General features: G+C 57.5%; 21 protein-coding genes and 4 tRNA genes. 9 read left to right on the top strand and 16 right to left on the bottom strand.

Annotation, left to right across the window (positions count from 1 at the left end; genetic code table 11):
* Positions 1–27: 27 nt before the first annotated feature.
* On the bottom strand, positions 28–1125 hold the full coding sequence (locus tag E8E95_RS14825) for an HNH endonuclease (RefSeq protein ID WP_280351336.1): 1098 nt from the start codon (positions 1123–1125) through the stop codon (positions 28–30).
* Positions 1126–1188: 63 nt separating this feature from the next.
* The gene (locus E8E95_RS14820) at positions 1189–1824 is read right to left on the bottom strand and encodes a hypothetical protein (RefSeq protein ID WP_280351335.1); all 636 of its coding nucleotides are present in this window, start codon (positions 1822–1824) and stop codon (positions 1189–1191) included.
* A 973-nt stretch (positions 1825–2797) separates the two neighbouring features.
* Between E8E95_RS14820 and E8E95_RS14815 the strand changes: the two genes are divergently transcribed.
* The 5 genes from E8E95_RS14815 (at position 2798) to E8E95_RS14795 (ending at position 6263) form a co-directional block, all read left to right on the top strand.
* Positions 2798–2920 carry a hypothetical protein gene (locus tag E8E95_RS14815; protein WP_280351333.1) on the top strand — a complete coding sequence of 41 codons (123 nt, stop codon included), beginning with the start codon at positions 2798–2800 and terminating at the stop codon, positions 2918–2920.
* Positions 2921–3172: 252 nt separating this feature from the next.
* The gene (locus E8E95_RS14810; RefSeq protein ID WP_280351331.1) at positions 3173–3334 is read left to right on the top strand and encodes a hypothetical protein; all 162 of its coding nucleotides are present in this window, start codon (positions 3173–3175) and stop codon (positions 3332–3334) included.
* A 63-nt stretch (positions 3335–3397) separates the two neighbouring features.
* The gene (locus E8E95_RS14805; RefSeq protein WP_280351329.1) at positions 3398–4294 is read left to right on the top strand and encodes a hypothetical protein; all 897 of its coding nucleotides are present in this window, start codon (positions 3398–3400) and stop codon (positions 4292–4294) included.
* A 3-nt stretch (positions 4295–4297) separates the two neighbouring features.
* Positions 4298–5785, top strand: a complete 1488-nt coding sequence (locus E8E95_RS14800; RefSeq protein WP_280351327.1) for a hypothetical protein — start codon at positions 4298–4300, stop codon at positions 5783–5785.
* Between the two features lie 121 nt (positions 5786–5906).
* Entirely contained in the window at positions 5907–6263 is a 357-nt protein-coding gene (locus E8E95_RS14795) for a histone-like nucleoid-structuring protein, MvaT/MvaU family (protein WP_280351325.1), read from the top strand.
* A 49-nt stretch (positions 6264–6312) separates the two neighbouring features.
* Here the strand turns inward: E8E95_RS14795 and E8E95_RS14790 are convergent, their stop codons facing one another.
* The 3 genes from E8E95_RS14790 to E8E95_RS14780 are packed head-to-tail and all read right to left on the bottom strand — an operon-like array spanning position 6313 to position 7869.
* A complete protein-coding gene (locus E8E95_RS14790) occupies positions 6313–6792 on the bottom strand; it encodes a hypothetical protein (protein ID WP_280351323.1) in 480 nt (159 codons plus the stop codon).
* A 28-nt stretch (positions 6793–6820) separates the two neighbouring features.
* Entirely contained in the window at positions 6821–7417 is a 597-nt protein-coding gene (locus E8E95_RS14785; RefSeq protein WP_280351321.1) for an MbcA/ParS/Xre antitoxin family protein, read from the bottom strand.
* 11 nt (positions 7418–7428) lie between these two features.
* Complete coding sequence (locus E8E95_RS14780; RefSeq protein WP_280351319.1) at positions 7429–7869, bottom strand: hypothetical protein; 441 nt, start codon at positions 7867–7869, stop codon at positions 7429–7431.
* Between the two features lie 84 nt (positions 7870–7953).
* On the opposite strand from E8E95_RS14780, the gene E8E95_RS14775 reads away from it, so the two are divergent.
* Positions 7954–8253, top strand: coding sequence for a hypothetical protein (locus tag E8E95_RS14775; protein ID WP_280351318.1), 300 nt, complete (start codon positions 7954–7956; stop codon positions 8251–8253).
* A gap of 409 nt (positions 8254–8662) precedes the next feature.
* On the opposite strand, the gene E8E95_RS14770 is transcribed toward E8E95_RS14775, so the two are convergent.
* The 3 genes from E8E95_RS14770 to E8E95_RS14760 all read right to left on the bottom strand — a co-directional run bounded on the left by E8E95_RS14770 (position 8663) and on the right by E8E95_RS14760 (position 13606).
* Positions 8663–8737: transfer RNA gene (locus tag E8E95_RS14770), tRNA-Arg, on the bottom strand.
* Between the two features lie 239 nt (positions 8738–8976).
* Positions 8977–10029 (bottom strand): Glu/Leu/Phe/Val dehydrogenase dimerization domain-containing protein, encoded by a 1053-nt coding sequence (locus E8E95_RS14765; protein ID WP_280351316.1) that lies wholly within the window; start codon positions 10027–10029, stop codon positions 8977–8979.
* A 109-nt stretch (positions 10030–10138) separates the two neighbouring features.
* A complete protein-coding gene (locus E8E95_RS14760; RefSeq protein WP_280351313.1) occupies positions 10139–13606 on the bottom strand; it encodes an indolepyruvate ferredoxin oxidoreductase family protein in 3468 nt (1155 codons plus the stop codon).
* A 200-nt stretch (positions 13607–13806) separates the two neighbouring features.
* On the opposite strand from E8E95_RS14760, the gene E8E95_RS14755 reads away from it, so the two are divergent.
* Complete coding sequence (locus E8E95_RS14755; protein WP_280351311.1) at positions 13807–14274, top strand: Lrp/AsnC family transcriptional regulator; 468 nt, start codon at positions 13807–13809, stop codon at positions 14272–14274.
* A 221-nt stretch (positions 14275–14495) separates the two neighbouring features.
* Here the strand turns inward: E8E95_RS14755 and phnN are convergent, their stop codons facing one another.
* Complete coding sequence (gene phnN, locus E8E95_RS14750) at positions 14496–15080, bottom strand: phosphonate metabolism protein/1,5-bisphosphokinase (PRPP-forming) PhnN (protein WP_280351309.1); 585 nt, start codon at positions 15078–15080, stop codon at positions 14496–14498.
* Positions 15081–15581: 501 nt separating this feature from the next.
* Between phnN and E8E95_RS14745 the strand changes: the two genes are divergently transcribed.
* Positions 15582–15908 carry an Arc family DNA-binding protein gene (locus tag E8E95_RS14745; RefSeq protein ID WP_041770386.1) on the top strand — a complete coding sequence of 109 codons (327 nt, stop codon included), beginning with the start codon at positions 15582–15584 and terminating at the stop codon, positions 15906–15908.
* Positions 15909–16040: 132 nt separating this feature from the next.
* Here the strand turns inward: E8E95_RS14745 and mgtE are convergent, their stop codons facing one another.
* Positions 16041–17483: a magnesium transporter gene (mgtE, locus tag E8E95_RS14740; protein ID WP_077527388.1), complete on the bottom strand. Its 1443-nt coding sequence runs from the start codon at positions 17481–17483 to the stop codon at positions 16041–16043.
* Positions 17484–17799: 316 nt separating this feature from the next.
* On the opposite strand from mgtE, the gene E8E95_RS14735 reads away from it, so the two are divergent.
* Positions 17800–18303, top strand: a complete 504-nt coding sequence (locus E8E95_RS14735) for a DUF4124 domain-containing protein (RefSeq protein WP_280351307.1) — start codon at positions 17800–17802, stop codon at positions 18301–18303.
* A gap of 44 nt (positions 18304–18347) precedes the next feature.
* On the opposite strand, the gene E8E95_RS14730 is transcribed toward E8E95_RS14735, so the two are convergent.
* From E8E95_RS14730 to alaS, 6 genes are all read right to left on the bottom strand, one after another.
* Positions 18348–18424, bottom strand: a tRNA-Arg gene (locus E8E95_RS14730).
* A 72-nt stretch (positions 18425–18496) separates the two neighbouring features.
* A tRNA-Arg gene (locus E8E95_RS14725) sits at positions 18497–18573 on the bottom strand.
* 108 nt (positions 18574–18681) lie between these two features.
* A tRNA-Ser gene (locus E8E95_RS14720) sits at positions 18682–18772 on the bottom strand.
* A gap of 62 nt (positions 18773–18834) precedes the next feature.
* Positions 18835–19020: a carbon storage regulator CsrA gene (csrA, locus tag E8E95_RS14715; RefSeq protein WP_003283978.1), complete on the bottom strand. Its 186-nt coding sequence runs from the start codon at positions 19018–19020 to the stop codon at positions 18835–18837.
* 185 nt (positions 19021–19205) lie between these two features.
* Positions 19206–20441, bottom strand: a complete 1236-nt coding sequence (locus E8E95_RS14710) for an aspartate kinase (protein WP_280351305.1) — start codon at positions 20439–20441, stop codon at positions 19206–19208.
* Positions 20442–20541: 100 nt separating this feature from the next.
* Positions 20542–23166 (bottom strand): alanine--tRNA ligase, encoded by a 2625-nt coding sequence (gene alaS / locus E8E95_RS14705; RefSeq protein WP_280351303.1) that lies wholly within the window; start codon positions 23164–23166, stop codon positions 20542–20544.
* Between the last annotated feature and the right edge of the window lie 72 nt (positions 23167–23238).

The raw sequence follows: 23238 nt of genomic DNA, 5'->3' as shown, positions 1-23238 counted from the left end.
ACAAGACTGCCAGGCTGGTCTGATGACTCAGCGTTGAAAGACATTGTCCCGGTGATATTTGAGATATGGTGCAAGTTCCTTAGGAACGAAACGTAGAGGCCTAGGTAGGCCCAATGCCTTCCGATGCTTAGCGTTAAGGCGCTCAGAGATTTGCATCTTGCCGCTGTCTTCGAACGTAATGAGTCCTTTGTCGAACAACGCGTCGAGATTCGCAGAGAGCAGAAGACCATTGTGAGTATCAAGCCGCTGCTTGGCCGTTGATTCTGCCCAAGGCTTCACGTGGGAAGCCCGAAGCACTTCATGGCATCCCATTCCCGTAACAGCACAAGCACCACCCCACACACGCATCAGATCTTCTCGAAATTTACCTTGGCCGCGTCGTGCGTTAACTCTGGCAAGTACGCTCGTGACCGGTTCGCTGCCGTCAAACATATCCTCAGTCGCCAAGGGCTCTGTCGGAGCGCACTGAACGGCATCGGCGAGGCGCATCCACTTCTCCTGACGCTGATTTGCAGGAATGGAATCTAGCAAGCGGCCGACGGTTGGAAGGTCAAGTTCTGTATAGCTACTGAACATTCCAAGCAGCTTGCTTTTACCCGTGATCGCCTGTGAATTAAGGGTCACTGGTTCATCTAGCCACCAGAAGAAGTCGTCAGGGCACACCCAATTGGGAATCCAATGCAAGTCCTTTTCCCAATCTTTTAGGAACAGTCGTTGGTTATTTTGATGCTGTTTCTGGACGTTTTGGATTTTCCAGGCATCCTTCCACAACGCATGAAGTGATAGCTCTTGGGCAATTTCTTCGCGTTGAGATCGATAATTATCTGGGGATAGGCAGATTGCATTACCGGCAATGCCGACGAGCTGTTGAACTCCGTCGTGCGACGCGGTCATGAAGATGAATGTCTGGCCCGCATTCTCCTCCAGCGGAGCTGCGCCTAAGCCTTCGGTATGAAACACACGGTAACGCTGTTTTCCGCGTGTTAATAGCATCCTCGGAGAATTGTTCCACTCTTCGTGGCCATATCCCGTCACCTTGGGATAGCCGCTGGTCCCGATGAAACCAGAGGGGGCCAAATAGTGAAGCGTATTCCAGAAAACGGGCTTTTGAATAAAGAGTGCCATTATGTTTTCATCCTTGCGAAAGCAGTACCTCTCAAGGTCCACTGCTATGCCCTAACTCCGATTCTATCGGACAAGACTAGACTGAATCACGTCGTAGATCACTCTATGCTTTAAATGAGCCACAAGATCTTTACCAGACATTGATGCTTCCTCAAATCGCAACCCTGCGAGCTGAAAGCATACTCCATACATATGGGAAAATGCCTCATAGATAGCAATCTCAAAATCAGCCACAATGCTATCTGCGTCATAATGCTTCAAGTAGGTCTTATCTGCGAAATAGCCATTCTTAACGAGGTATCTCGCGGATCTTGAGCATTCCGAATCCACATATCCTTCTTGATGCTTGAATACGTTGTTGAGAGCCCTAAATTGCCTCACCCGCTCAGCATATTGAATCTCATTACTTGGCGCAGAGAATGCTTCCCACTTGACACCTAAATGTCTTTCTAAGCGAATACTAAATGTTTCAACAGCATTAGCCACAAGAGCAATTATCGCCTCAGCACCAACTTGATTTATTATCATGCCAGCGGCACCAAGCTCTTTGAATTCGAGCTTACTTATCGGCGTTCCGGTTTCACTATCAAACAGAGGGATTGACCGTATGCTTTCTTCTTGCTGTATCAGGGCACACCTCACCATTTCAATGGCTAGAAGATCCCTATCAAGCTGCTGAGCTACTGCGACCCAATCCATACGTACCCCTAAGCTTCTTATATTCAGAAGCTAAATTTCAATGCATAGCTTACTTTCAATATGGTGACAAGGCAGACCAAACTCTGACAAGAGGTGTTTTTTCTCCTGAAACTCGTCACTCTCCCCGAACAGCTATAGTCCAACTCACATCCCGAGCATACAAAGCGGCCACAATCGCCAAGAAATAGTCACGATCAACATTAGACAGGGAGTGCCCAAGAACAACAATCCGGCCAGTTTAGCCTAACCCCTCAAAAAACTTAGAGTTAGCCTCAATAATTTTCCTTGACGATTTAAAGGTGTGAGCAAAATACTCATCGAGTATTTCATATCCTTCAGAAATTCGATGATCCTGATCAGGGCCGTCATCTACGTTGAGAGGTGCTCTATCTCCCGGCGACCAAGCATGCCCAAGAACCAAATCTTCTTCCTCATTGGCTGACTCTCCATGAATATACAGATTTCTCTCCATCGGGACACAATAGACAGTTTTCAGAGTATTCATATAGTTGAAACTAAAGTAAAAATCGGTCGAATCAAGAGAGAAATAGAGCCCTGATCAGATCGACCAGGGCCCCTAGTTCATGCATTTAGGAGGGAGTCCGAGACAAGCGCTTCGTCAGCCAGCGGCTCACCGCGAGGAATAGCAATATTCCTGCGAAGTCAGCTGCGAGGTTGTCGTAGGCTGCTGTAATGGGGACGCCGTTCTCTACTGGGTCGAGGACAGTCTCCTTGTAGACCGAGATCATAGCGATCCAAATGCCCCCAGCCCACGGCTGCCAGGGTACTCCCGCAGCTACTTCTCGGTGTGCCGACGCCAGATCGATCCGGGCCGATCCCAGACCGGTGTTGCAAGCGCCTCAGCAACGAATTCGCGAAAAGGTATCTTCCCACCTTCCGGCACGATATGCAGGTAACTAAACAAAAGCGGGAACGCAAACCCGTACGCTAGGTGGCACAGGTCGTAATAGAGATGGACCAGATCCACTCCGTACCGCTGAACCAGCGCCAGCGCTGCTGTGAAGCAGAAGAAGCAGAAGAAGCAGAAGAAGCAGAAGAAGCAGAACAGTGGGGTAGCGGCGCTTCGTATTGGTAGCAACTTCAGTTTCTCCTTCGAGCTACGTTAAGCCACATTGGCCGCTCCGTATTCTATGGACCGATGTTCCCCTTGCCAGTCAAGTTAGGCCCTCCCAAAGGGTCAGACCGAAGCATCTTCGGTTAGGGCTCAGTTCGGCGACTACCTCCGGTTGGTTACGCCCCGTTGTGGGCTGGGAGAGGTCTAGAACGATCCGGCTGAGAGCGGGGCTAGACCTCAGCCCGCCGAGCATACGTGTTGGGGCAACGGGCAATGGAAGAAGACATCAAGGAAGGCGACAAGAATTGTCTTTGGGGCCGATTAAACGAATCCGATGGCTATGCAAGTGATTACAATGCATTTTTTGATGGTAACCTGCAAAATGGACGCTTGATCACTAAGGAAACTCCCACTGTTTCGGCATTGGATTCCTAATCACCGTCCAATTAAATCCGCCAAATACAAATTAATGGTTAACCTCCCTTTCAAGGAAGAAGTATGAAAGTAGGCATCGACCTAAAAGACCACCGCACTCAATTCATACTCCATCTAATCGCCAGCCAAAATGAAAAAGCGCTATCAATACCTCAAGCAGTCGAAAGCGCCGTATTCCCTATCTTTCACGTAATTAAATCCGGCAAGCAACCGGTACAGATTGGCTCCTGCGTCGCCATTCAGATCGGAGGAGAACATTTCTTTTTTAGCGCATCCCATGTTTTCGATGACATAGGAAAGTATAAACTTTGCATCGGTTTAGGAAATGGCGAGCCGTTGGCATATTTGGGCGGAGACAGATTCAGCTCTCTAAAAGGGAAGTCAGGCACACATTCAGATGACCCCATAGACGCATCCGTGTATCACATACAAGAAGCAGTTCCAGAAATCATAAAAAAAGATTGCCTCACTCTCGACGACCTCGATCTTGAGCCTAGAGATGATTTCGGTTGTGTTTACTTAGCAGCCGGATTCCGCTCAAAGATTTCAAAAACTCGGAATAATCAAGCCAACACACGGCGAGAGGCACTTCCCTCACGCGAGCTTGATGATGGCGCATATTTGAGTTTGGACCTAGACCGCGAAACACACATAGCATTATTTTATGAGAACCAAATCATTAAAAATGGCAGATGGCAGACTTCACCTATCCCGAAGGGCATGAGTGGGGGCGCGATAATCAAGATATCGAAAATACCATTCCTACCAAAGCAATACCACCCAGAAGAATTGGCAGCGCGACAGCTCCTTACAGGAATTACCATTGAACAACGTCGCGAGCGCAATGGTAAACCCGGAATTCTATTAGGCACACGCATCAGCAAACACCTTGCTCTAATTGAAAAATTCCTCCCTGAAGTATTACCAGAAACATGGAATCAACTTGATAAGGAAAATTAATCTTTGAACCCACACTTCAACAGAAACAAAGAAGAACAAATTACGAGAAAGGTACCTCGACGCGGCTATGGCCGAGTCGATGAGTTAGATTTGGAAAGTTCACTAATATCGATCGATCTTGTGGATGCAGACTGGTTGGACTCGGAAACGAAGTCAAACCCTTACTTTAATATTGACAACCCAGAGACATACACAGAGACATGGTTACGCTGGAAGTTTGGTGAAGAACACCCAAAACCAAATCCCTTTCAAGACATGCCAACGTACCGTCTAGAAATTGAGAAAGAGAGTCACGGCGAAATATTCAAGTTCTTTGAATATACAGTTGAGAATGCAGATGAATGGTCTGCTAAGGCCAGGCGAGCTAATTCTTGGCTGGAATTTTATATAACCGAACTCCCTGACAAGGACTCGCACGAAGCCAAAATTTACTCAGGACTGTTTACTCTTCCAAAAAAAGTCCACGTACGCGGGAAACTCCCCACAGGAAGTGAAGGGGAGCGACTCTCGGGAATCTTCTCTTTAGATAATCTACGGGAAATCTCTTCCATCGATATACGCGACCTGATTGAAAGTACTTACGTGGCCGCCGAATATCTGGCAATCTACGATGTTGGCCAAGGAAATGCAAACGCATTACTGGGCGATATAGGCGCACCAACACTCTACTATGACCTTGGCGCAGGTGTGTATAGAAATCAACATACCACCCCAACAGAATTAGCGTTCTGCTTTACATTTAGCCCCAATATAATTCTCTCCCATTGGGACGCAGATCATTGGGCAGGCGCTTTTGCGTGCAAAGTAAATGATGAATACCCTGCATTAACACAGACATGGATTGCACCGCGACAGGTGGTTGGACCCGTACATATTGCATTTGCCCATGAGGTATTATCCAACAACGGAAAATTTCTAATCTGCGGGGCTGACCCACTGGTTGTATCTGCCATATTGGCTGATAAAAAATCTATAAAGATTACACACGGAGTGGGGAGAAATAGAAACAATACGGGGATAGTACTCGCCGTGGAGTCAGTACTTCCTTCCCCTAGGAGCTGGATATTAACGGGGGACTGTAATTATACTTGCTTCTTAGATAGACTTAACCCCTACCCTCCTGTTGCTATTGTGGCTCCTCATCATGGAGCAACTTTGAGTCCAGCGGCAGACGCACCAGCTCCGCATCCAGATTCTAAGTACTGTCGCTTGGTCTACTCGTTCGGAAGCAACAATAGCCACGGCCGAAGGGGAACTCGCCATCCCACCGAGCAAGGTATTGGAGTGCACAAGGAGGCTGGTTGGCACCACGGCTCGTGGGATTACACTATTCCAGGCGAATCCCTGCCACGTGGTAATGTACTCGCAACGAGCATACATTCTTCGCTCAACGTTAGGCTGGGAGGAGCACTGGTAGGTTGGAATGCAGAACCAGATCCCCACACCACACCATGTGGCACTAGCTGCCGTGCCCCACTCAACCAAACATAGTGTCTAATTAAGCCTACCAGTCCTAAACAAAGAAATAGATCAAGTTTCAGCCCCTAATCTATTGACATAAACAAACACACACCTTATATGTTCAAAAACATCAATCATAAAGGGAGAGGTTATGTCGAAGCTTGCAGAGTATAAAGCACTAGAAGCACAGCTTGCCGAGCAACTTGCTCAGCTCAACGCCCTAAAAAATGACTCCGAACTCAAGCGTGAGATTCAGTTTGAAGAAAAACTGCGCGCGCTGCTCGCGGAGTACGGGATGTCCTTACGTAATGTGATCGCCATCCTAGACCCACAGGCCAAGCGCTCCACTCCTGCCGCAAAGCCGTCTGCACGTAAGGCTCGGCAAGTGAAGCGCTACAAGAACCCAAGCACGGGTGAAGTCGTAGAGACCAAGGGTGGCAATCACCGCATCCTCAAGGAATGGAAAGCCGAGTTCGGAAGTGATGTCGTGGAGTCTTGGCTGCAATAAGGCACGTGCCGCCGCTTGGCGGCACCATGCTCTGTATTGTCAGTTGGCTCTAGAACTCGTCAGTGAAGAATCCGTACGCGGATATCACGTCATCAATTGCTGAAGAGATTCTCGACTCAGCATCGAGTTCGCGCTTGGTGTATGCCAAGGCCACCGCAATCGCCATCTGAAACTCATCCAGTTCAGCGGGCGCGTATGGCCAGACCTGGATGTTCATGATACTGGAGTCGCGAGCCGCGAAGTTTCCTACGACCTCAACGCGAGGCTGATGCTGGACCCAATCCGCGTAAGAAAGGGCAAAAGTCTTCTGGCTGCGATCAGCTAGCATCGTTCGCCGGTCCAGGTAGGTGTCCCCTGCTTCGATCATTCCAGGTAATTCAATCCCCTTTGCATAAAAATCGAACAGCCTCGGTGAAGAGACATAGTTTCTTACCCGTCGAAGATCGACCGGACCATTAGAAAACTCGAATTCCAGTTCGCGCTTCAGATACGCTAAAAGGTTCGGCTGATTGGCCATCACTACATTCATAGACGACTTACCCGCGAGATGCAGAAACTTAGTTATAAACACCATGCTCCAGTTGATTGATCAGCCTGAGCACTTCTTGACATCCCTCTGTATTGCCCAACAATTCGAACGGCTTTCGGTTTCCCAGTGCGAGCACCGGTTCCTGAACCCACCGTAATGCTATTGGCCCAAAGAGGTTGATTACTGCGGCTACAGTACTGAAGTAAGCTGGGCTGTATTTCCTGAAAGCACTCCGATGGACCGCAATGCTCGGTGGACTTTCAAGACGATGCTCTGCGCAACGTACGCTAATCCACCCTTGACTTGACCACGCAGCCCCTCGTTGCCCACAAATTTCACAGATGGTCCCGGACACTAGCTCTGCGATATCAATCATTAGTTCGGTGTACTCATCCCCGCCGCGCGAGTAAATCCGCAGCACACCGAACTTTTCCTTTACTTGTGTCAAGTAGACGTCAACGGAACGTTGACTTGCATATCCGTCGAGTAACGATAACGTACCATCCAGGAGGCCAAGCCAACCATCACCGCACTCGAATCCAAACAGGCATAACTCCGCATACTTATTAGTGGGGACTAATTTTGGATATTTGGCGGCTAGAAAAGCGTCGTTCAGCTCTTGCATCCCTGCCTCCACTACCAGTTCCGCAGTGATTGCCGAGTAAAGACTTCCTCACAGGCATTAAGCGACGCCCAATCCAACCCAAGAGGGTATCGCTGACCACTAGCCACCTCATAAGCATATTCAGGCTCTGACACTTCGCCCGACATATAGGAAACTATTCTGTTTAGCCGCTCCATCTTGGAGTGGGCCGACTTATTCATACTTGAAGGCGTTACCATCAGGACTTCTTTGACGAAATACTCCGGATGCTCTGCATTCACGTGTGCCAACAGCATCGGGACGTAACCGATGAAGCGCTGCTCATCATCACACATCACCTTCCCGCTTGGGCGATGGCACCACGTGATTTGAAACCAAGGCAAATCCTCAGGCAGCACCAGATACGACCATTCGTAGGTGTCCGGGGATCTTTTCCCCAGGTGCATTCGCGCGACCGAGTGGCTTTCAAACATATATAATATCCATTAAAATATGACCATAGGTCATAGCCATTTTTAAAGTATTCTGGCTCTATATTTTTCATTTGCCAATAGCAGATGATCAGACAGAACGAGTTCGGCTCCGCCTTGCGCGAAGCGCGCCAGATACTGGACAAGGCACAAACCGACGTCGGCCCAAACCAAGCGCACGTCAGCCGCATCGAGAAGGGCACCAAAGCAGCGTCTCTCAAGGGTATTGACGAGATCGCGCAGAACCTGGGCCTTCACCCCATTACCCTTCTGTTCCGGTCTTATGCAGCCACCTACGGTGAAAGCTGTGCGCTGCTCAAGCTGATGAAGCACGAGCTGAAGGATGTGTACGGGATCGTGCTGGAGGAAGGTGAGCGGGAAGGCTGAAGCGCCTGTCACCCGCTCGGAGGGACATGAATCAGCTTGATTTTGGTGGGCACTGACACTTCTGGTTCATCCGCTAAGCATCCTTACCCCGGTTTACGCGGAGAGCTATGGCGAATGGCGAGGGCTGCAAAGGCTCGTCCAATCCGAGCTGAAAGACATCTTGATCCCCCCGGCCAACCCAAGCCGCCTTCCAAGCGGTGGGAAGCGGCTCTCCAATCCCTTTGATCCGCTTTGAAGCGTTGCCACGGAAGGGTGGACAGCCACATGTACCCAGACCTTGCCCTCATATCGGACTAAGCAGCTAGGCACACACGTACGCAGTCCGAGACGCATGGCACTCGCCTAAGCAAACGGCTGTCTTTGCAAGGACTGGAGACTACGTGGCAGTGATGCCACTGCTCCTGAAGGATGGCGCCCCCAACTGGATTCGAACCAGTATCTAGCCCTTAGGAGGGGCTTATTCTATCCATTGAACTATGGGGACGTTGCCGTGTAACCAAGCTTGGTGAGCTTGCTTGGGGTTGCCATCCTAATGTGCATAAGAAACACACTCAAGATAAGAACCACCAACCTTCCCCTTAGGAGGGGGATGCTCTATCCAATTGAGCTACTGGGACGCGGGCTCGCCAATTGCTGGCAAGGTCCGGAGGACGGGCGGCATGTTAGCGACGTCCGCGCGTTTTGTCATGCCTCGCGGGACCAGTGTCCCGCGAGGCATTCACCTCAGCGGCCGAAGCGTTCTTCGGCCAGGCGATCCGCCACGGCGGTGGTGGTGCGGCCTTCACTGTCGGCGCGAACGAAGATTTCCCGCAGGGTCTCGCCGATGCCTTCGACGTGCTGGCGCAGCGCGGTTTCGCTGCCGTTGCTGCGCTCGTACCAGACGTCGATGATGCCACCGGCATTGATGGCGTAGTCCGGTGCGTAGAGGGTGCCGCGACGACGCAGCTCCTCGGCCAGGCCCGCGTCGGCCAGCTGGTTGTTGGCGGCGCCGGCAATGATGGGCGCGCGCAGGGCCTCGAGGGTTTGCGGGTTGATGATGCCGCCCATGGCGCACGGCGCGAAGACGTCCACATCGAGGCCGTAGATTTCGTTCTGCCCCACCACCTGGGCGCCCAGTTGCTCGGCGGCTTTGCGGGCGTTGGCTTCGTGGATATCGCAGACCCAAAGCTGGGCGCCCGCGTCCTTGAGGTACTGCGCCAGGCTGAAGCCCACCTGGCCGACGCCCTGGATGGCCACGCGCAGGCCGGTCAGGTCGTCACGGCCGAGGCGATGCTTGGCCGCGACGCGGATGCCGACGAAGGTGCCGTAGGCGGTGGACGGCGACGGGTTGCCGTCACGCACGCCGCCACCCAGGGCTTCGCGGGTGCCGGCGCCGGCGACGTGGCGGCTGCGCTCGGCCATGATGCGCATCTCGGTGACGCCGGTGCCGGAGTCGGCGGCGGTGATGTAGCGGCCACCCAGGCTGTCGACGAAATCGCCCATGGCCTGGAACAGCGCTTCGCTCTTGTCGCGGTGAGGGTCGCCGATGATCACGGCCTTGCCACCGCCCAGCGGCAGGTTGGCCAGGGCGGACTTGTAGGTCATGCCACGGGACAGGCGCAGGACGTCGCGCAGGGCCTGTTCGTCATTCAGGTAGGGCCACATGCGGCAGCCGCCGAGGGCCGGGCCGAGGTTGCTGTTGTGGACGGCAATGATGGCCTTGAGGCCGGTGGCCTTGTCGTGGCCGAAGACCACCTGCTCGTGATGATCGAACTCGACATGGGTGAAGACGGACATGGAGGTACCTCTGATTCGGTATGGACGTGTTTCAAGTCGAAGAGCGCCCTCTCCCCCGGCCCCTCTCCCATAAGCGGGAAAGGGGGGAGGTCTGAGGGCGTAATTGGGTTCAGGCAGCCGGGTCGAACAGGTGCAGGACCTGGATGTCGCCGGCGGTGAGGCGGTTGCGGAGTTGCTTCTCCTGCTCGCGGACCTTGGCCAGGGCGCGTTCCTTCACCGGGCCGTAGCCACGGATCTGCTCCGGCAGTTCGGCGAGGGCAACGGCTGCGGTGTAGTTGCTCGGCTTCAGTTCCTTGATGAGCAGGTCAACCGTGGCTTCGTACTCGGCGATCAGCTTGCGTTCGAGCTTGCGTTCTTCGCTGTAGCCAAAGAGGTCGAACGCGCTGCCGCGCAGGAATTTGAAGCCGGCGAGCACGCCGAAGGCCTTGAGCATCCAGGGGCCGAAGCGACGCTTGCGCGGTTCGCCGGTCAGCGGATCGGCCTTGGCCAGCCAGGACGGAGCCAGGTGGAACTCCAGGTGGTAGTCGCCCTGGAACTGCGCTTCGAGTTGTTTGCGGAAGGCGTCGTCGCTGTAGAGGCGCGCTACTTCGTACTCGTCCTTGTAGGCCAGCAGTTTGGCGTAGTAACGGGCAACGGCGCGGCTGAGAGCCTTATCTTCACCACTGTCGGCCTGACGTACGCGCTCAACCAGGGCGCGGTAGCGCTCGGCGTAGTCGGCGTTCTGGTAGGCACGCAGGTGATCGGCACGGTGCTGGATGATTTCTTCCAGGGTTTCGCAGCGCGGTGCTTCCACTTCGGCCGGTTTGGCCAGCTTTTCCACCGCCACGAGGTCGTGTGCGGCACGGCGGCCCCAGAGGAACGCCTGCTGGTTGAGGGTGACGGACACGCCGTTGAGCTCGATGGCCTTGTCGATGGCTTCGGCGGAGATGGGCACCAGGCCGCGCTGGTAGGCGTAGCCGAGCATGAACAGGTTGGTGGCGATGCTGTCGCCCAGCAGGCGGGTAGCCAGGCGGGTGGCGTCGACGAAGTGGGTCTTGGCACTGCCGACCGCTTCTGCCAGCGCGTCGCGCATGGCCTGGCCGGGCACCTGGGCATCGGGATTGCGGGTGAACTCGGCGGTCGCGGCTTCATGGCTGTTGACTACCGCGTGGGCGATGCGGTCGTTGAGCTTGGCCAGGGCCTCTTCGCTTGCGGCTACCACGAGGTCGCAGCCCAGCAGCAGGTCGGTCTCACCGGCGGCGATGCGCACGGCGTAGATATCGTCCTGCTTGGCGGCGATGCGGATGTGGGTGATCACCGGGCCGAACTTCTGCGCCAGGCCGGCCTGGTCGAGGACGGTGCAGCCCTTGCCTTCGATGTGGGCAGCCATGCCCAGCAGCGCGCCGACGGTGGTCACGCCACTGCCGCCTACGCCCGGCAGGAGGATGTTCCAGGGACGCTCCAGGCTCGGCTGGCGCGGTTCCGGCAGGGCCACGAAGAGCGCCTTGGCACCGGCAGCCTCCGGCTTGCGCAGGCTGCCACCATGCACGGTGACGAAGCTCGGGCAGAAGCCTTCGACGCAGGAGAAGTCCTTGTTGCAGGCGTTCTGGTCGATCTGGCGCTTGCGCCCCAGCTCGGTTTCCAGCGGCAGCACGGACAGGCAGTTGGATTTGACGCTGCAGTCGCCGCAGCCTTCGCACACGGCCGGGTTGATGAACGCGCGCTTGGCCGGGTCCACCAGCTTGCCGCGCTTGCGGCGGCGACGCTTTTCGGTGGCGCAGGTCTGGTCGTAGATCAGCACCGACACGCCCTTGAACTCGCGCAGTTCGCGCTGCACGGCATCCAGTTCGCGGCGATGGTGGAAGGTGACGATGGGCGCGAAGGTATCGCGAGTCGGGTACTTCTCCGGCTCGTCGGTGACCAGGGCGATGCGTTTCACGCCTTCGGCGAAGACCTGATGGCTGAGCTGATCGACGCGCAGTTCGCCGTCGATGGGCTGGCCGCCGGTCATGGCCACGGCGTCGTTGTAGAGGATCTTGTAGGTGATGTTGACCCCGGCGGCGACGGCCGCGCGCAGGGCCAGTTGGCCGGAGTGGAAGTAGGTGCCGTCACCCAGGTTCTGGAAGATATGCGGGGTATCGGTGAAGGGTGCCTGGCCGATCCAGGTGGCGCCCTCCCCGCCCATCTGGGTGTAGGTGTCGGTGTTCCGGTCCATCCACTGGGTCATGTAGTGGCAGCCGATACCGCCCTGGGCGCGGCTGCCCTCGGGCAGTTTGGTGGAGCTGTTGTGCGGGCAGCCGGAGCAGAAGTGCGGCGTGCGGGTGGTCGTGTGCTTGGGCGCGGCCAGGGCTTTTTCCTTGGCGGCGAGGAAGGCCAGGCGGGATTCGATCTGCTCGCTGGAGTAGATAGGTGCCAGGCGCTTGGCGATGACGCGGGCGATCATTGCCGGGGTCAGTTCGCTGAGGTTGGGCAGCAGCGACACGCCGTCTTCGTCGAACTCGCCCACGACGCGCGGGCGCTTGTCCACGGGCCAGTTGTAGAGCTGGCCGGTGACCTGGTCCTCGATGACGCTGCGCTTCTCCTCCACCACCAGGATTTCATCCAGACCTTCGGCAAATTCGTGGACGGAGACCGGTTCCAGCGGCCAGCTCATGCCGACCTTGAGCACCCGCAGGCCGACCTTGGCGCACAGCTCTTCGTCCAGGCCCAGGTCATTCAGGGCCTGGCGCACGTCGAGGTAGGACTTGCCGGTGGTGATGATGCCGAGGCGCGGGCTGGGCGAATCCAGCATCACCTGGTTGAGGTTGTTGGCGCGAGCGAAGGCGCGGGCGGCGTAGATCTTGTACATGTTGAGGCGCTTTTCCTGCGCCAGGGGCGGGTCCGGCCAGCGGATGTGCACGCCGTCTTCGGGCAGGACGAAGTCTTGCGGAATCTGCACATCCACGCGCAGCGGGTCCACTTCCACCACGGCGGAGGAGTCGACGTTCTCGGCGATGGTCTTGAGCGCCACCCAGCAGCCGCTGTAGCGCGACAGCTCCCAGCCGATGATCCCGTAGTCGAGGATTTCCTGGACGTTGGACGGGTTCAGCACGGGAATGGATGCGCCGATGAAGGCGTGCTCGCTTTGGTTGGCGATGCTGGAGGATTTGCAGCCGTGGTCGTCACCGGCCAGCAGCAGCACGCCGCCGTGGGGCGATACGCCCGCGGAGTTGCCGTGCTTGAAGACGTCGCCGCAGCGATCCACACCCGGACCCTTGCCGTACCACATGGAGAACACGCCGTCGTAGCGGGCACCGGGGAACAGGCTGGTCTGCTGGCTACCCCAGCAGGCGGTAGCGGCCAGTTCTTCGTTGACGCCGGGCTGGAAGTGGACGTGGTTTTCCTTGAGGAACGACTTGGCTTCCCAGAGGCTCTTGTCGAGGTTGCCGAGGGGCGAACCGCGGTAGCCGGAGATGAAGCAGGCGGTGTTCAGGCCGTGGGCCTTGTCGCGTTGCTTCTGCAGCATCGGCAAGCGGGTAAGCGCCTGAGTGCCAGTGAGGTAGAGGTGACCGGTTTCGAGGCGGTATTTGTCATCCAGGCGGATCTCGGCCAGAGACATGCAGGCGCTCCTTTTATTTTTATGGCGACCTTGATGGCAACGGTGGGTGCCATCTTGTGTTCAGCCCGAAGCAGGATCGCTGCCTCGGACGCGTGCCAAGACTATGACCGGACAGTGCTGATTTTTTCTTTCTATTTTCGGGCGCCAACGCCAGACTTGCGCATGATCCTTCCAACAAAAACAAAATTTCGGACTGACTCATGCAGAACTCTTTGAGCCCCATCGACCGCAAGATTTTGCGCTTGCTGCAACACGATGCCGACCTCTCCGCCGCCGAAGTGGCCGAGCGGGTGGAGCTGTCGCAGTCACCGTGCTGGCGGCGGATTCATCGCATGCAGGAAGAAGGACTGATCGAGCGCAAGGTGGCCCTGCTCAATCCAAAGCTGCTGGGCTTCTCCATCACGGTGTTCGTCAACATCAAGCTGTCCGCCCACGGGCGCAACAACCTCACCGAGTTCGAGGAGGCCATCGTCGGCTATCCGGAAGTGCTGGAGTGCTACACCATGGCCGGCGGCTCGGACTACCTGTTGAAGGTGGTGGCCAAGGACATCGCCAGCTATGAGCGCTTTCTGCGGGACCAGCTGCTGCAACGGCCCCATGTGCTGGAGGCGCACTCGAACATCGCCATGAGCGAGGTCAAGCGCACCACGGAGCTGCCGCTGGATTAAGAACCTGTTTACGATTTCGCGAGCTAGAGCCATGCAAGGCGCAACGACCCACGGGAGTAACAGCCGAAGGCTGGCCCGAAGGGTGAGCGCCAGCGAATCAAAACAGGCGAGGAAGCGGAGTTTACGAGCTGTAAATGAGCGTTCCGACCGGGCTGGCGCTCCAGGCTGTTTTTAACGCCGCCGGGCCGACGCGCAGCAGATCGTAAATAGGTTCTGAGGGCTCAGGCCGAGTCGGGCCAGGCAAGGGGGCGGTGGTCTTCGATGAGCTGCAGCAGGCGCTGGCAGGTCTCGGTGAGGGAGCCGGAATTATCCAGCAGGCAGAGGTCGGCGTTCTCGCCGGCCAGCAGGGTGTCGGCGAATCCGTTGTTGCGGGCCAGACGGGCTTCGATCTCCTCCGCCGATTCACGGCCGCGAGCGTGCAGACGCCGGCGAAGTACCTCGTCTTCGACCGTCAGCAGCACGGCCAGCAAGTGCGGGTAGCGCCTACGGGCTTCTGGCAGGTAGCCACGGGAGCCGTTCACCAGCACGTCGTCGCCTCCTTCCAGCCAGTCGTCGACCAGGCGCGGAATGCCGTAGGACAGTCCATTGGCGTACCAGCTCATGGCGAAGTCGCCACGCTCCTCGCGATCGGCGAAAGCTTCGGGACTGACCGCCTCGGCAAGCTCCCCCTTCGCTTCCGCAGAACGCGTGATGACCCGGCGCGCTACGCGGCAGCCCTGGGCGCCCGCGTGCTCTCGCACGGCATCGAGCAGGCTGTCCTTGCCGGAACCGGAAGGGCCTATCAGGTAGATGAGCCTGCCTTTCATGGGTGCACCTGGAGGAAGGGGAAATGGCCCTGGATCCCGGCCGGATTTAGAAGCAATTCACAGATGAAAATTTTGAACCGCTTTCATGACAGCGCAAAGGATTCTTTTGCACAGAGCGTGGTCTGACAACTGCAGCTACCCTTTAGGATGATGGCCAGACAGCATCATCCTGCCTTCATGGACCTTGAATGGGGCTTCGAGGGGCAATGCGGCTGTCAGACTGTGGTCAATGACGGTTCTAGAGCGGTGGAATCAGCCTTTGGGAATTGTCTGGAAAGTGTTCAGCCACTCGCAATTCGGACAATTGGTGCTGGCCAAAAGCCTCTATAACGATCACAATCTGACACCAATTTGACGTCAAGGAAACGTTTTTCCGACCTTAGGGTCATACCGACTCGAATCGCGAAACTGGTTGAACAATTGCTGCCAAGAACAGTCAAACCGGTGACAATCTTGCAGCTCATTGCCAGCATCGCTTTCCTGAACTAACCGGTTGAATGTATGCGCCCTATGAAACAGGCTATCTATTCCAGTCGCACGGCTGACAAATTCGTCGTTCGCCTCCCCGAGGGTATGCGAGAGCGCATCGCTGTCGTGGCCCGCAATCACCATCGCAGCATGAACTCCGAAATAATCGCCCGCCTCGAGCAGAGCATGCTCCAGGAAGGCGCACTGGACGAAGGCGTTTCCATGCGCCTGGACAGCCCGGAGCTGACCCTGCACGAGCGCGAGCTGCTGCAGCGTTTCCGCCAGCTCTCCCGGCGCCAGCAGAATGCCCTGGTTGCCCTGATCGCCCACGATGCGGAACTGGCGGCCGAGGAATCCTGAGGCCACCCGCATTGAATGAAAAACCGGCGATTGCCGGTTTTTTTCATGCCTCCGATTCCGGAACTGCGCCCGGGATGATCGCAAAAACGAAGAAGCCGCCCTGTTGAGGCGGCTTCTTTATTTGTTCGATTGTCAGAGCAGGAAGAGCGTGGCCAGCCCCAGGAAGATGAAGAAGCCACCGCTGTCGGTCATGGCCGTGATCATCACGCTCGACCCCATCGCAGGGTCGCGCCCCATACGTGTCAGCGTCATCGGGATCAGTACGCCCATCAGCGCTGCCAACAGCAAGTTCAGGGTCATCGCCCCGGTCATCACCACGCCCAGCGACCAGTTGCCATAGAGGTAGTAGGCGACGGCACCGATCACCCCACCCCAGATCAGGCCGTTGATCAGTGCAACGCCCAATTCCTTGCGCAGCAGGCGCGACGTGTTGCCGGGCCCCATCTGGTCCAGAGCCATGGCGCGGACGATCATGGTGATGGTCTGGTTTCCCGAGTTGCCGCCGATACCGGCAACGATCGGCATGAGCGCCGCGAGCGCTACCAGCTTCTCGATGGAGCCTTCGAACAACCCGATCACACGAGACGCGATGAAGGCGGTGACCAGGTTGACCGCCAGCCAGGCCCAGCGGTTGCCGACCGATTTCCAGACCGAGGCGAAGATGTCCTCTTCTTCACGCAGACCGGCCATGTTGAGCACTTCGGTCTCGCTCTCCTCGCGGATCAGGTCGACCATTTCGTCGATGGTCAGACGGCCGATCAGCTTGCCGTTCTTGTCCACCACCGGCGCCGATACCAGGTCATAACGCTCAAACGCCTGCGCGGCATCATAGGCATCTTCATCCGGGTGGAAGCTCACCGGGTCGGTGGCCATCACTTCGGCCACTTCCTTGTCCGGGTCATTCACCAGCAGACGCTTGATGGGCAGCACGCCCTGGAGGACGCCGTCGTAATCCACTACGAAGAGCTTGTCGGTGTGGCCGGGTAGCTCCTTGAGACGACGCAGGTAGCGCAGCACCACTTCGAGGGCCACATCATCGCGGATGGTGACCATCTCGAAGTCCATCAGCGCGCCGACCTGGTCTTCCTCGTAGGACAGCACGGAGCGAACACGCTCACGCTGCTGCGCGTCGAGGGACTCCATCAGCTCATGGATCACATCCCGCGGCAATTCGGGTGCGAGGTCGGCCAGTTCGTCGGCGTCCATCTCCTTGGCGGCCGCGAGCAGCTCGTGATTGTCCATGTCCGCGATCAGTGTTTCGCGGACCGCATCGGACACTTCAAGGAGGATGTCGCCGTCGCGCTCGGCCTTGACCAACTGCCAGACCGTCAGACGGTCCTGGAGCGGCAGGGCTTCGAGGATGTGGGCGATGTCGGCAGGGTGCAACTCGTCCAGCTTGCGCTGCAGTTCCGCGAGGTTCTGGCGGTGGACGAGATTTTCAACGAGGTCGCGGTGCTGGCCTTCCTGACGATGCGTCAGGTCTTCCACCAGCTTGTGGCGATGCAGCAGTTCGATTACCTGGGCCAGGCGGTCCTGCAGGCTCTCTTGCGGCTTTTTGGCTTCTACTTCAGTCATATAGCGCGCTCCACCCCCAGTGGCAGAGCACGCCAGAAGGGGTCAGAAAGTCATTTCGCGATTGTGCAATCGGGATTCTGAGTAACTACTGGGTAAGTCCATGATGGTTGTCCGAATGCCCCGGCGGGGCTGACCGCGCAATGATAACACCGCCTTTAGACTCACGCGTTACAAAATCATGGAAAGAACAATCGCTTGCATCGCAAAGCTGGGATTGCCGTCACCCTCCTGCGACGACGGCACTCATCTGTAGGACACGCCCGCGCGTGGAGATTCAGCGGATACCCTCGAGAGCCCATGCCAAGGAAACGGCACCATGAAACGACTCTCGATATTCATCCTTACCGCCCTGCCCTGCTGGCCGCAGCCCCCACTGGAAGCGGCATCGGTCTTCCGCTGCAGCGACGCCGAAGGCAATGTCAGCTTCAACCAGCATGGCTGTCCCCCGGACAGCCAAATCAAACAACACCGCACGCGAACGCCAAATCTCTTGAGCAGCGACCCGATACCGAACGAAGGGAGCGACTCGTATTTTCCGATTCAGAAATGGGAAAACCCTGAACGCCTTCAGGAAATAGTAGTGGTCGGTGAGCGAGAGGCGGTGTGCGGCGACATGATTTCAGCGCAGGAAAGGCGCAACGCGATCATTCGCAAGCAGATTCGCAGCGGCATGACCCGCACGGATGTCGAGAGCGCTCTAGGCAAGCCAGACCGTATCAGCGGAAGCAATGGCAAGTTGCGCTACCACTACAAGCCGAAGAGAGGCGTCAGCTACCAGGTGGCATTCGACACGAATGGCTGTGTGAAAGAGGGAAAATAACGCGCAAAAGAAAAGGGCCTGCATTTCTGCAGGCCCTTTCGGTATGGCGCACTCAGGAGGATTCGAACCTCCGACCGCCCGGTTCGTAGCCGGGTACTCTATCCAGCTGAGCTATGAGTGCGCAGTTGGTGTTTTTAGACCAGATCACCGCTGGTTTCTTCAGGACCCTGGCAACGCCGCGGATCTTGGAAGATGGCGCACTCAGGAGGATTCGAACCTCCGACCGCCCGGTTCGTAGCCGGGTACTCTATCCAGCTGAGCTATGAGTGCGTTGTGGGCGCGCATTATAGGGATTTTTTTGCTTCGGTCAACTGCTTTTTTGATAAGTTTCAATAACTTATCGATCTAGCACTTAACCACCCCTACAACACTAAATAATGGCGGAGAAGGGGGGATTCGAACCCCCGACACCCTTTTGAGGTGTACTCCCTTAGCAGGGGAGCGCCTTCGGCCACTCGGCCACCTCTCCGCAACACGGGGCGCATGATAACCATGTTTTCCCCGTTTGCAAAGCCAAAAATTGCAGAAAAATTAGTGGCTTGGTTCTTGGTCTTTCTCTTTCTGTATGCGCTGGTAAATTTCCTCACGGTGCACGGCAACCTCTTTGGGAGCATTGACACCAATGCGCACCTGGTTACCTTTCACCCCAAGCACGGTCACAGTGACATCGTCACCCACCATCAGGGTCTCTCCGACCCGGCGAGTCAGAATCAGCATTCCTTTCTCCTTACGGATTCGTTTCGGGACAACAGTCTGCAAAAAAGAAATGGTTACGGCCCCAGCACGGACTACCGCTGGAGCTTACACCCAAGTATTGACCAGCCCCGGCAAAAGGAAAGTTCCACCGTAGCAGCCAAAAACGACAAAAGGCGCGGGGTGAGCCGCGCCTTTTGAAAATTGCCTTATTCGCCCTGTCGGGTCGGGGCGTCCAGCTCGAATGCAGTGTGCAAGGCGCGCACCGCCAGTTCGAGATATTTCTCTTCGATGACCACGGACACCTTGATTTCCGAAGTGGAGATCATCTGGATGTTGATGGTCTCCTTGGCCAGGGCTTCGAACATACGGCTGGCCACTCCGGCATGGGAGCGCATGCCGACACCCACGATGGAGACCTTGGCGATCTTGGTGTCGCCGATCACTTCACGGGCGCCGAGTTCGCTAGCGGTCTGCTCCAGCACGCGCTGGGCATTCTGGTAGTCATTGCGGTGCACGGTGAAGGTGAAATCGGTGGTGTTATCGTGCGCCACGTTCTGCACGATCATGTCGACTTCGATGTTGGCGGCACTGATCGGGCCCAGGATCTTGAAGGCCACGCCGGGGATGTCCGGCACGCCACGGATGGTCAGCTTGGCTTCGTCGCGATTGAAGGCGATGCCGGAGATGATCGGCTGTTCCATGGATTCCTCTTCATCAAGGGTAATGAGGGTGCCCGGACCCTCCTGGAAGCTGTGCAGCACGCGCAGCGGGACATTGTATTTGCCGGCGAACTCCACCGAGCGGATCTGCAGCACCTTGGAGCCGAGGCTGGCCATTTCCAGCATCTCTTCGAAGGTGATCTTGTCCAGGCGCTGGGCCTGGGGCACCACGCGCGGATCGGTGGTGTAGACGCCATCTACATCGGTGTAGATCTGGCATTCGTCGGCCTTCAGGGCCGCTGCCAGGGCTACGCCGGTGGTGTCGGAACCGCCACGACCGAGGGTGGTGATGTTGCCGTGCTCATCCACACCCTGGAAGCCGGCGACCACGACAACGCGGCCAGCCTTGAGGTCGGCACGGATCTTCTGGTCGTCGATCTGCAGGATGCGCGCCTTGTTGTGGGCGCTGTCGGTGAGGATGCGCACCTGGTTGCCGGTATAGGAAACCGCCGGCACCCCGCGCTTGATCAGCGCCATGGCCAGCAGGGCGATGGTCACCTGCTCACCGGTGGAAACCATTACGTCCAGTTCGCGCGGTACCGGCTGCTCGCTGATCTGTTTGGCCAGATCGATCAGGCGGTTGGTTTCGCCGCTCATGGCGGAAACCACGACCACGATGTCATCGCCGCCTTCGCGGAACTTTTTCACCTTCTCGGCCACCTGCTCGATGCGCTCGACAGTGCCGACCGAGGTCCCCCCAAACTTCTGTACGATCAAAGCCATTTCAAAAGCCGCCTAATCCCGTGAAGGGCGCCCATTAAACAATCAACGCAGAACACTGCCAAGGCCCGCCGGGCGTGGGGCGGACCGTTGGTGGCGGGCCTTAGAGGCCCTGTTCGACGAACGGTGCAGCCAGGGCCAGAGCCTGTTCCAGGGCCGCAGCGTCGGTACCGCCGCCACGCGCCATGTCAGGGCGGCCGCCGCCCTTGCCGCCAACCGCTGCCGCGGCCTGCTTCATCAGATCGCCGGCTTTGAGTTGGCCGGTCAGGTCCTGGGTGACACCGGCGACCAGTGTCACCTTGCCCTCCAGCGCACCGCCGAGCAGGATCACCGCGCGGCCGAGCTTGTTCTTGAGTTGGTCGACCAGCGCCAGCAGCGCGTCGCCGTCCAGTCCGTCCAGTCGCGCAGCCAGCACCTTCACGCCTTTGATATCGATGGCGGAAGAAGCCAGGTCGTCGCCGGCAGCACTAGCCGCCTTGGCCTTGAGCTGCTCCAGCTCTTTCTCCAGCTGGCGGTTGCGCTCCAGGAGCGCGGACAGTTTGTCCAATAGGTTGTCGCGGCTGCCTTTGACCAGGCCCGCGGCTTCCTTGAGTTGTTCTTCGGCACCGTTCAGGTAGGCCAGGGCAGCAGCCCCGCTCACCGCTTCGATACGACGCACGCCAGCCGCGACACCGCCTTCGCTGGTGATCTTGAACAGGCCGATGTCGCCGGTGCGGGATACGTGGGTACCACCGCAGAGTTCGACAGAGAAATCGCCGCCCATGGTCAGAACGCGCACCTGGTCGCCGTACTTCTCACCGAACAGGGCCATGGCGCCTTTGGCCTTGGCGGTATCGATGTCGGTCTCTTCGGTCTCGACTTCGCTATTCTTGCGGATTTCGGCGTTGACGATGTCTTCCAGGGCTTTCAGCTGCTCGGGCTTGATGGCCTCGAAATGGCTGAAGTCGAAGCGCAGGCGCTGACTGTCGACCAGGGAGCCTTTCTGCTGGACATGGTCACCCAGCACCTGGCGCAACGCAGCGTGCAGCAGGTGGGTGGCGGAGTGGTTGAGGGCGGTTGCCTGACGAACGGTGGCATCCACCTGAGCGGTGACAGCGCTGCCAACGCGAAGGACGCCGTGATCGACCACACCGTGGTGGAGGAAGGCGCCACCGGCCTTGGTGGTGTCGCGCACGTCGAAGCGCAGGCCGGTTGCGGCGATGAAGCCGCAATCGCCCACCTGACCGCCGGACTCGGCATAGAACGGCGTGCGATCCAGGACCAGTACGCCCTCCTCGCCTTCTGCGAGTTGCTCGACGGCCTGGCCGTCCTTGAACAGGGCAACGACATTGGCATCGCCATGGGTGCAGACGTAACCGGTGAAATCGGTGTCTGCGTCGACCTTGACCAGGGCGTTGTAATCCATGCCGAAGGCGCTGGAGGCGCGCGACATTTCGCGCTGCTTGTCCATTTCGCGCTCGAAGCCTTCCTCGTCGAGGGTCAGGCCGCGCTCACGGGCGATGTCGCCCGTCAGGTCCATCGGGAAGCCATAGGTGTCATACAGCTTGAACACCACATCGCCCGGGATCACGGTGCCGGAAAGGCCGGACAGGTCCTGCTCGAGGATGCGCAGCCCCTGCTCCAGGGTCTTGGCGAACTGTTCTTCCTCGGTCTTCAACACGCGCTCGATGTGCGCCTGCTGCTGCTTGAGCTCGGGGAAGGCTTCGCCCATTTCGCCGGCGAGGGCCGCGACGATCTTGTGGAAGAAGGCGCCCTTGGCACCCAGCTTGTTCCCGTGACGGCAGGCGCGACGGATGATGCGGCGCAGCACGTAGCCACGGCCTTCGTTGGAAGGCAGCACGCCGTCGGCGATGAGGAAGGAGCAGGAACGAATGTGGTCGGCCACGACTTTCAGCGACGGCGCGTCGTCATTGGCGCAGCCGATGGCGTCAGCGGAAGCCTTCAGCAGGCTCTGGAACAGGTCGATCTCGTAGTTCGAGTGGACGTGCTGCAGCACGGCGCTGATGCGCTCCAGGCCCATGCCGGTGTCCACGCTCGGCGCCGGCAGCGCGTGCATCACGCCGTCCGCGGTGCGGTTGAACTGCATGAACACGTTGTTCCAGATCTCGATGTAGCGGTCGCCATCTTCTTCCGGAGAGCCGGGCGGGCCGCCCCAGATTTCCGGGCCGTGGTCGAAGAAGATCTCGGTGCACGGGCCGCAAGGACCGGTGTCGCCCATTGCCCAGAAGTTGTCGGATGCGTACGGGGCGCCCTTGTTGTCGCCGATGCGCACCATGCGCTCTTCCGGCACGCCAACTTCCTTGGTCCAGATTTCGTAGGCCTCGTCGTCAGTGGCGTAGACGGTGACCCAGAGCTTGTCCTTCGGCAGCTTCAGCCACTTGTCGCCAGTGAGGAATTCCCACGCGTAATGGATGGCATCGCGCTTGAAATAGTCGCCGAAGCTGAAGTTGCCCAGCATCTCGAAGAAGGTGTGGTGGCGCGCGGTGTAGCCGACGTTTTCCAGGTCGTTGTGCTTGCCGCCGGCACGTACGCATTTCTGGCTGGTGGTGGCACGGGTGTAGGCGCGCTTTTCCAGGCCAAGGAAGCAGTCCTTGAACTGGTTCATCCCCGCGTTGGTGAACAGCAGGGTCGGGTCGTTGCCCGGAATCAGGGAGCTGGAAGCGACACGGGTATGCCCCTTCTCTTCGAAGAAGCTCAGGAAGGCTTCACGGATTTCTGCGCTTTTCATAGGTTCTTCCACGGAAACTGCGGCCACGACGGCGGGTGCTAATCGTTATCGGCGAAGGGCGGCAAGCGGAAA

The organism is Pseudomonas sp. BN414 (genome assembly GCF_029871275.1).
GTDB lineage: Bacteria > Pseudomonadota > Gammaproteobacteria > Pseudomonadales > Pseudomonadaceae > Metapseudomonas > Metapseudomonas resinovorans_C.
Note: the sequence above shows the minus strand (reverse complement) of the source record. Positions and strands in the feature narration are given on the sequence as shown.

What these genes read in the sequence shown, in the direction of transcription:
- E8E95_RS14765 (WP_280351316.1), bottom strand. Translation starts at nt 10,029, where the DNA reads ATGTCCGTCTTCACCCATGTCGAGTTCGATCATCACGAGCAGGTGGTC.
- E8E95_RS14815 (WP_280351333.1), top strand. Translation starts at nt 2,798, where the DNA reads ATGGACCAGATCCACTCCGTACCGCTGAACCAGCGCCAGCGCTGCTGT.
- E8E95_RS14810 (WP_280351331.1), top strand. Translation starts at nt 3,173, where the DNA reads ATGGAAGAAGACATCAAGGAAGGCGACAAGAATTGTCTTTGGGGCCGA.
- E8E95_RS14805 (WP_280351329.1), top strand. Translation starts at nt 3,398, where the DNA reads ATGAAAGTAGGCATCGACCTAAAAGACCACCGCACTCAATTCATACTC.
- csrA (WP_003283978.1), bottom strand. Translation starts at nt 19,020, where the DNA reads ATGCTGATTCTGACTCGCCGGGTCGGAGAGACCCTGATGGTGGGTGAC.
- E8E95_RS14825 (WP_280351336.1), bottom strand. Translation starts at nt 1,125, where the DNA reads ATGGCACTCTTTATTCAAAAGCCCGTTTTCTGGAATACGCTTCACTAT.
- E8E95_RS14735 (WP_280351307.1), top strand. Translation starts at nt 17,800, where the DNA reads ATGAAACGACTCTCGATATTCATCCTTACCGCCCTGCCCTGCTGGCCG.
- alaS (WP_280351303.1), bottom strand. Translation starts at nt 23,166, where the DNA reads ATGAAAAGCGCAGAAATCCGTGAAGCCTTCCTGAGCTTCTTCGAAGAG.
- E8E95_RS14745 (WP_041770386.1), top strand. Translation starts at nt 15,582, where the DNA reads ATGCGCCCTATGAAACAGGCTATCTATTCCAGTCGCACGGCTGACAAA.
- E8E95_RS14795 (WP_280351325.1), top strand. Translation starts at nt 5,907, where the DNA reads ATGTCGAAGCTTGCAGAGTATAAAGCACTAGAAGCACAGCTTGCCGAG.
- phnN (WP_280351309.1), bottom strand. Translation starts at nt 15,080, where the DNA reads ATGAAAGGCAGGCTCATCTACCTGATAGGCCCTTCCGGTTCCGGCAAG.
- E8E95_RS14710 (WP_280351305.1), bottom strand. Translation starts at nt 20,441, where the DNA reads ATGGCTTTGATCGTACAGAAGTTTGGGGGGACCTCGGTCGGCACTGTC.
- E8E95_RS14820 (WP_280351335.1), bottom strand. Translation starts at nt 1,824, where the DNA reads ATGGATTGGGTCGCAGTAGCTCAGCAGCTTGATAGGGATCTTCTAGCC.
- E8E95_RS14785 (WP_280351321.1), bottom strand. Translation starts at nt 7,417, where the DNA reads ATGCAAGAGCTGAACGACGCTTTTCTAGCCGCCAAATATCCAAAATTA.
- E8E95_RS14780 (WP_280351319.1), bottom strand. Translation starts at nt 7,869, where the DNA reads ATGTTTGAAAGCCACTCGGTCGCGCGAATGCACCTGGGGAAAAGATCC.
- mgtE (WP_077527388.1), bottom strand. Translation starts at nt 17,483, where the DNA reads ATGACTGAAGTAGAAGCCAAAAAGCCGCAAGAGAGCCTGCAGGACCGC.
- E8E95_RS14790 (WP_280351323.1), bottom strand. Translation starts at nt 6,792, where the DNA reads ATGAATGTAGTGATGGCCAATCAGCCGAACCTTTTAGCGTATCTGAAG.
- E8E95_RS14775 (WP_280351318.1), top strand. Translation starts at nt 7,954, where the DNA reads ATGATCAGACAGAACGAGTTCGGCTCCGCCTTGCGCGAAGCGCGCCAG.
- E8E95_RS14760 (WP_280351313.1), bottom strand. Translation starts at nt 13,606, where the DNA reads ATGTCTCTGGCCGAGATCCGCCTGGATGACAAATACCGCCTCGAAACC.
- E8E95_RS14755 (WP_280351311.1), top strand. Translation starts at nt 13,807, where the DNA reads ATGCAGAACTCTTTGAGCCCCATCGACCGCAAGATTTTGCGCTTGCTG.